Raw genomic sequence first — 7,544 nt, forward strand, 5'->3', positions numbered from 1 at the left:
GGCTCTGGCGATCACGTGTGGCCCCTGACACAGTCGAGGCATGTATCCCGGAACCTGGGCGGCGCAGACGCCCGAGAAGCCCGCGCTGGTGATGGCCGGCAGCGGCCGCGTCCTGACCTACGGAGAGTTGGACGAGCGGAGCCTGCGCCTGGCCAACCGGCTGCGTGACTCGGGTCTGCGGCACGGCGACGTCGTGGCGCTGCTCAGCGACAACACGCCGGAGACCTACGAGGTCTACTGGGCGGCACTGCGCTCAGGCCTCTACATCACGGCGGTCAACCACAACCTGAGCGCCGACGAGGTCTCCTACATCGTGCGCGACTGCGGTGCCAAGGCGATCGTGGTCTCGTCCGCGAAGGCGGACCTGGTCGCGGCCCTGGACCTCGACCTCGAGGAGCGGCTGGCCTACGGCGGGGTCGTCGACGGGTACGGCGACTACGAGGCCGCGCTCGCCGGAGCCGGCGCCGAGCCGCTGCCCGAGCAGCCCCACGGGGACGACCTGCTCTACTCCTCGGGCACGACCGGGCGCCCGAAGGGCATCAAGCTGCCGCTGCCCGACTACGCCGTCGAAGAGCCCGGCTACAAGTACATCACCATCTTCGGTGGCCTCTACGGCTTCGACGAGTCCACCGTCTACCTGTCGCCGGCGCCGGTCTACCACGCGGCGCCGTTGCGGTTCGGCGGCGTCATCCACGCGACCGGCGGGACCCTGGTGATGATGGAGAAGTTCGATCCCGAGGCGTTCCTGGGGGCCGTCGCCGAGCACGGCGTCACACACACGCAGGTGGTGCCGACGATGTTCGTGCGGCTGCTCAAGCTCGACGACGCCGTGCGCACGTCGTACGACCTGTCCTCGCTGCGCTGCGTGGTGCACGCCGCCGCGCCGTGCCCGGTGGAGGTCAAGCAGCGGATGATCGAGTGGCTCGGACCGATCGTGCAGGAGTACTACGCCTCCACCGAGGCCAACGGCGCCACGATGATCGACAGCGAGCAGTGGCTGGCCCACCCGGGCTCCGTCGGCGTCCCGCTGCTCGGCGTGCCGCACGTGGTCGGGGAGGACGGCACCGAGCTCCCGGCCGGCGGAGTCGGGACGCTCTACTTCGAGCGCGAGGAGTTCGACGGGGCGCCGTTCGAGTACCACAACGACCCGGACAAGACCGCGACCACGCAGCATCCCGAGCACCCCAACTGGACCACGGTCGGCGACCTCGGGTACCTCGACGAGGAGGGCTTCCTCTACCTGACCGACCGCAAGGCGTTCATGATCATCAGCGGCGGTGTCAACATCTACCCGCAGGAGGTCGAGGACCTCTTCTCGTTGCATCCCGCGGTGCTCGACATCGCCGTGGTCGGCGTCCCGGACGACGACATGGGGGAGCGGGTGGTCGCGTTCGTGCAGCCGGCCCCGGAGTACGCCGCCGACACGACCGGTCTCGCCGAGGAGCTCACCGCCTACGCCCGGGAGCGGATCGCGCACTTCAAGGTGCCCGGCGAGATCCACTTCCGTGACGATCTCCCGCGCACGCCGACCGGGAAGATGGTCAAGGGCAAGCTGCGCGATGCCTACGTGGCCGAGATGCCGAGCTCGGCCAGGTAGGCGCGGGTCAGCCGCACCAGCTCGCCGACCACGTCGTCGCGCGAGATCGACGCCGGCTGGTCGAGCACCCAGCGCACGGCCACGTGCTCGATCGCGATGACCAGGACCCAGGTGTGGCGCGGCATCGCCGTACGACGTGCCGGCGCGATCGCGGCGAGGTAGGCCGTGGCGATCTCGCGGACCCGTTGCTCGAGCGCCAGGTGCCGCGGGCGGTCCCGCGCGGCGGGCAGCTGCTCCATGACCACGCGCAGCATGGGTGCGTCCGCCTCGAGCGCGTCGACCAGCGCGCTCATGACGCGGGGAAGCGGGTCGCCGCCGTCGACGCCCAGGAGAGGCGCGGAGAGGCAGTCGGTCACCCTGACCGACACCTCGGCGGCCCACCGGTCGATCACCTCGTCGAGGATCGCGCCCTTGTCGGGGAAGTACTGGTAGAGCGATCCGGGACTGACCTCGGCGGCGGTCGCCACCCGGTTGGTCGAGAACGCGTCGTACCCGTCGTGGACCAGCACGGTCCTGCCGGCGGCGACGATGCGCTCGACCATCACGCGGGAGCGGGCCTGCTGGGGAACCTTGCGCACGACGCGAATTGTATGCGAGCAATTGCTCGCGTGACGATGGGGTCATGACCTCGATCGGCGATGACCTGCACCCAGGTGGTGCGACCGCGCCCTATCCGACGCGTTTCCGCGAGGCGGAGGCCCGTGGCAGGCGCCTGGGTCGCCCGCTGCGCGTGGTGGGCCGGGTGCACGAGGTGGACGAGGGCCTGATGCACCGCATCGGTCAGGCGTTCTGGCGTTGCGACCCCGTCGGGCAGCGGCTCGCGGATGCGATGCGGTTGCGAGCAGGAGACTCGGGTCGCGTCACGATGAGCATGTTCCGCACCGCCCTGGCCGAGGGGCTCGAGGCCGTGCCGCAGGCGCCGGAGGCGCTGGTCGACTTCCTGACGACCGTCGAGGCGACCCCCTCGTGGATCGACTGGGAGCTGCTGGCCCGGGGCCAGCGCGTCTACCACCGCCTGGGCCAGAACGCCGGCGACGTCCTGCTGCAGCTCTCGCTCATCGGCGGCTACCGCTTCGGCGGCCCCACCGACCTGCTCGTCGCCACCGGCGGACTCACCGGCGACAGCACGGTACGACGCCTCGGCGAGACGCAGAAGTGGGCCACCGCACTGTCGGTCCCCGACGGCCTGCGTCGTGACGGCGAGGCATGGCGACTCACCGTGCACGTGCGGGCGATGCACGCTCTGGTCAACAGCTCGTTCGCCGACCAGTGGGACGTGCAGCATTGGGGCGTGCCGATCAACCAGGCGGACCAGGCGGCCACGCTGGGGCTCTTCGACGGCGTGGTGCTCCTCGGCTCCCGCGCCCTCGGCGTCCCCGTCTCGCGCGCGGAGTCCCGAGCCCTCATGCACCTGTGGAAGTACGTCGGTTGGCTGATGGGGGTCGACGAGGAGTTCCTCGTCGACACCGAGCAGGAGCGGCACCGCCTCAACTACCACGTGCTCCTGGCCCAGGCCGACATCTCCGAGGCGGGACCCCTGCTCTCGCAGGCCATCGTCGATGCTCAGACCACGCTGCACTACGAGAACGCCGCACGGGTGCGCGGGATCTTCGAGCGCGAGCGCCTGCTGAGCATGCTCACGGTGTTCCTCGGTCCGGCCAGCATGCGCGAGCTCGGGCTGCCGCTGCGCCCGCCGTGGGCGCCGTTCTACATCGGGTTGCTCAACACGTGGCGCTACCGCACGCCCTGGGGCCGCCGGGGGCTCGACGCATGGGGAGACCGGGTGCGCGCCCGCATCCTCGGCCGCTACTTCGGAGCATCGGAGCCGGAGGTGGCGCACCTCCCGGCCCCGACGCCCGAGAAGGCACCTCAGCCGTAGAGGCGGTCCAGCACGTCGGAGTACTTCGTGTTGACGACCCGGCGCTTGAGCTTGAGCGTCGGGGTCAGCTCCTCGGACTCCGCGGTCCACTCCGTGCCGAGGAGCTCGAACGCCTTCACCTGCTCGGGGCGGGAGAGTCGCTCGTTGGCCGCGTCCACCGCGGCCTGGGCCATCGCGACGATCTCCGGCTTCTGGGCCAGGTCGGCGAGGTCGGTGAAGGTGACGCCCAGCCGCTCGGCCACGACCGGGGCGACCTCCCCGTCGAGGGTCAGCACGGCGACGACGTACGGCTTGCCGTCGCCGACGGCCATCGCGTGGCCGATGATCGGGCTCTCCTTGAGGTAGTTCTCGATGTTGGAGGGCGCGATGTTCTTGCCGGAGGAGGTGATGATCAGCTCCTTCTTGCGGTCGACGATCGCGATGAAGCCGTCGTCGTCGAGGGTGCCGATGTCCCCGGTGTGCACCCACCCGTCGGCATCGATGAGCTCGGCGGTCTTGTCGTCGGCCCGGTAGTAGCCCGACGTGTTGACGGGCCCGCGCACGAGGACCTCGTGGTCCTCGCCCAGGGTCACCTCCATGCCGGGCGTGGCGCGCCCGACGGTGCCGAGCTTGAAGCCGTCCGGCCCGTTGGCGGTGACTGCGCCGCACGTCTCGGTCATGCCGTAGACGTCGAAGACCTTGATCCCGAGCCCAGCCATGAACTTGGCGACCTCGAGCGGCATCGGGGCGGCGGCGGAGGCCGCCCACTCGACCTGGTCGAGGCCGAGCAGCAGCTTGAGGAAGCCGAGGATCGCGCCGTCGGCCTCTGCGTAGGCCTGCTCGATCTCGGGCGTCATCGCGCCGCCCACCTGCTGGGCCTCGACCCACGCGAGGCCGGCGGCCATGGAGTCCTGGACGAGCTTGACGTTGGCGGGGTCCGGGTCGGCGGCGAGCTTGGCCGAGATGCCGGTCTTGATCTTCTCCCACACGCGGGGCACCCCGAAGAAGGACGTCGGGTGGACCTCACCCAGGGCCCCGAGCAGCTCGGCCGGGTCGCCGATGCAGTGCACGTGGCCGCCCATGAAGATCGGCGCGTAGATGCCCAGCGTGCGTTCGGCGATGTGCGCGAACGGCAGGTAGCTGACCGCTCGCTGGGGGCTGTGCAGGCCGGCTCCCTCGAGGGTGCTGACCACCTCGTAGAGCACGTTGTGATGGGTCAGGACGACGCCCTTGGGGTTGCCGGTCGTGCCGGACGTGTAGAGGATCGTCGCCGGGGACTCGGGCGTGAGCTCGGCGGCGCGAGCCGCGACCTCGTCGGGGCTAGTCTGGCGGCGGGCCCGCCCGGCGGCGAGCAGGTCGTCCCAGGACAGGTAGGTCTCGCCCTCGGGGACGGCGGAGTCGTCGATCACCACGACCTTGAGCAGGCTGGTCGAGCTCGCGATCGCCTGGGACCAGCGCGCGAGGTGGTCGGCGTTCTCCAGGATCGCGACGGTCGGCTCGGACTGACCGGCCACGAAGGCGACCTGCTCGACCGACAGCGTGTTGTAGATCGACATGGGGGTCGCGGCGGCGTGCACGGCCCCGATGTCGGCGACGACGTGCTCGATCCGGTTGGTGGCCATGATCGCCACGTGGTCGCCGGCGGCGACGCCGAGCTCGATCAGGGCGGCAGCGACGTCGAGCCCGCTCTCCTGGGTCTGGCGCCACGTCAGCGTCCGCCACGACTGGCCCGACTCGCCGTCGACGTGGTGCTTGTCGGCGTACGCCGGGTCGTCGGCGTAGCGCTCGACGGTGTGCGCCAGCGCGTCGACGAGGGTGCGGCCGGCGACCTGCCCCTCGATCTCGGCGCGCGTGGTGAGGACGTCCTGGGTCATCTGCGTCTCCTGGTCTGGCTGTCGCGGTCGGGCGATCGAGGAAGGCTGAGCGGGGGTGTGAGGGACATCACGATCTTGCCGTGTCCGTCACGCCCCCGCCAGCGCTTCGCCCGGATCGGGTGGGGTTCGTTCAGATGCCGAGCATCCGGCCGATGATCTCCTTCTGGATCTCGGTGGTGCCGCCGTAGATCGTCTGGATGCGGGAGTCGGTGTAGGCCTTGGAGATCGGGTACTCCGACATGTAGCCGTAGCCGCCGTGGAGCTGCACGCCGTTGTCGGCGAACTTCTTCTGCAGCTCGGTGGTCCACCACTTGGCCATCGAGGCCAACGAGGTGTCGACCTCGCCGGCGTTGAGCTTCATGATGCAGTCGTTGACGAAGAGCCGGGCGATGTAGACCTCGGTGGCCATCTCGGCCAGCATGAACCGGTTGTGCTGGAACTTGCCGATCGGCTTCCCGAAGGCCTCGCGCTCCTTGGCGTAGTCGAGGCACAGCGTCATGATGTGCTCCATCGCGGCGACCGCGATCGCAGCGATCGAGATCCGCTCCTGGGGCAGGTTGACCATCAGGTTGATGAAGCCGCTGCCCTCCTCGCCGAGGAGGTTGGCCTTGGGGACCTCCACGTTGTCGAAGAAGAGCTCGGCGGTGTCCTGCGCCTTGAGGCCCATCTTGTCGAGGTTGCGGCCCCGCTCGAAGCCGGCCATCCCGCGCTCGACGACCAGCAGGCTGATGCCCTGGTGGCCGGCGTCGGGGTCGGTGCGGCACACGACGATCACCAGGTCGCTCATGATGCCGTTGGAGATGAAGGTCTTGGAGCCGTTGAGGACGTAGTGGTCGCCCTTGTCCACGGCGTTGGTGCGGATGCCCTGGAGGTCGGACCCGGCTCCCGGCTCGGTCATCGCGACCGCCGAGATCAGCTCTCCGCTGACCAGACCCGGCAGCCAGCGCTGCTTCTGCTCGTCGGTGCCCAGCGAGCTGATGTAGGGCACGATGATGTCGGTGTGGACGGGGAAGCCCAGCCCGCTCGCACCGACCTTGGAGATCTCCTCGGCCACGATCGCGTTGTAGCGGAAGTCCTTGATCCCGGCGCCGCCGTACTCCTCGTCGACGTCGAAGCAGAGCAGGCCCATCTCGCCGGCCTTGGTCCACACCTCGCGGCTGACCTGGCCGTCCTTCTCCCACTCGTCGTGGAAGGGGACGACCTCCTTCTCCATGAACGCGCGCACGGTGGCGCGGAAGTCCTCGTGCTCCTGCTCGTAGATGGACGGGGTCTCGGGCATCGCGGTGCTCCTCGGTGAGTCGGTGTTCGCCAGATTTAGTGTGACAGTACTACTGTCATGGTCATGAGCGCAGCCCCCGACGAGGACGAGGACCATCAGGAGGGCGACGCCCTCGAGCTCCTGACGATCGACGAGCTCGCCGCCGCGGTCGGGACGACCGTGCGCACGACGCGCTACTACGCGAGCCTCGGACTGATTCCGCCGCCCGAGCGTCGTGGGCGCATCGCCTACTACGGACCGGTGCACCGCGCGCGCCTCGAGCTGGTGCGCGCGCTGCAGGACCACGGCTTCACCCTCCAGGCGATCGAGCGGACCCTGGCGGCCGTGCCCGAGACTGCGGGGGTCGAGGACCTGGCGCTCCAGCGCGCGATGCTGACGTCCTGGACCTCCGAGCCCCCGGCACGGTTGACCCACCGCCAGCTGGAGAAGAAGGCCGGGCGCCGGCTGTCGGAGGCCGACCTCGCCCTTCTGGCGCGAGTGGGCTCCATCGAGGTCCACGACGGCGAGTACGTCGCGATGCCCTACCTCCACGTCGGCGTGCAGCTCCTCGACGTCGACGTGCCGCTGGAGTCGCTGGGTCTGGCGGAGGAGGCCATCCGGCGGCACATGGAGTCGCTGGCCGACGAGCTCACCACCATCCTGCACACCCAGGTGCTCGAGCCGTTCCGGCGCAGCCAGTCCTCGCCGGAGGACGCCGCTCGCCTCGAGCAGACGGTCGCTCAGCTGCGACGGCTCACGCTCGAGGCGGTCGTCTCGGGGTTCCAGCGAGCCGCCAACGCGGTGATCACGCGTTCGCTGTCGCGGGACTGACGGCCCTTCGGGCGGTCCGGTGGGTTCGGGGCCGTGGCTGCTCCGTTCTTCGTGGTCGGCCCCCGTGGTTCCGGTGGCGGGGCCGCGCGCGTAGCCGACCTGCTCCCGCCGTCAAGGATCGCCTGC

General features: G+C 69.9%; 6 protein-coding genes. 3 read left to right on the plus strand and 3 right to left on the minus strand.

From position 1 onward, the window contains the following. The first annotated feature begins 40 nt into the window (after positions 1-40). The gene (locus tag Q1K33_RS14940) at positions 41-1,597 is read left to right on the plus strand and encodes an acyl-CoA synthetase (RefSeq protein ID WP_300405327.1); all 1,557 of its coding nucleotides are present in this window, start codon (positions 41-43) and stop codon (positions 1,595-1,597) included. On the opposite strand, the gene Q1K33_RS14945 is transcribed toward Q1K33_RS14940, so the two are convergent. Further along, complete coding sequence (locus Q1K33_RS14945) at positions 1,564-2,175, minus strand: TetR/AcrR family transcriptional regulator (RefSeq protein WP_300405329.1); 612 nt, start codon at positions 2,173-2,175, stop codon at positions 1,564-1,566. The genes Q1K33_RS14940 and Q1K33_RS14945 overlap by 34 nt on opposite strands. A gap of 44 nt (positions 2,176-2,219) precedes the next feature. Between Q1K33_RS14945 and Q1K33_RS14950 the strand changes: the two genes are divergently transcribed. Next, the gene (locus Q1K33_RS14950; RefSeq protein ID WP_300405331.1) at positions 2,220-3,476 is read left to right on the plus strand and encodes an oxygenase MpaB family protein; all 1,257 of its coding nucleotides are present in this window, start codon (positions 2,220-2,222) and stop codon (positions 3,474-3,476) included. On the opposite strand, the gene Q1K33_RS14955 is transcribed toward Q1K33_RS14950, so the two are convergent. Continuing rightward, positions 3,467-5,329, minus strand: coding sequence for an AMP-dependent synthetase/ligase (locus Q1K33_RS14955; RefSeq protein ID WP_300405333.1), 1,863 nt, complete (start codon positions 5,327-5,329; stop codon positions 3,467-3,469). The two genes, Q1K33_RS14950 and Q1K33_RS14955, sit on opposite strands and share 10 nt — an antisense overlap. Before the next feature lie 130 nt (positions 5,330-5,459). Then, positions 5,460-6,608: an acyl-CoA dehydrogenase family protein gene (locus Q1K33_RS14960; RefSeq protein WP_300405335.1), complete on the minus strand. Its 1,149-nt coding sequence runs from the start codon at positions 6,606-6,608 to the stop codon at positions 5,460-5,462. 63 nt (positions 6,609-6,671) lie between these two features. Here Q1K33_RS14960 and Q1K33_RS14965 point away from each other — a divergent pair, with 63 nt between their 5' ends. Further along, positions 6,672-7,418 (plus strand): MerR family transcriptional regulator, encoded by a 747-nt coding sequence (locus tag Q1K33_RS14965; RefSeq protein WP_300405337.1) that lies wholly within the window; start codon positions 6,672-6,674, stop codon positions 7,416-7,418. The last annotated feature ends 126 nt before the right edge of the window (positions 7,419-7,544 follow it).

The organism is Nocardioides sp., assembly GCF_029937575.1.
Classification (GTDB): Bacteria; Actinomycetota; Actinomycetes; order Propionibacteriales; family Nocardioidaceae; genus Nocardioides.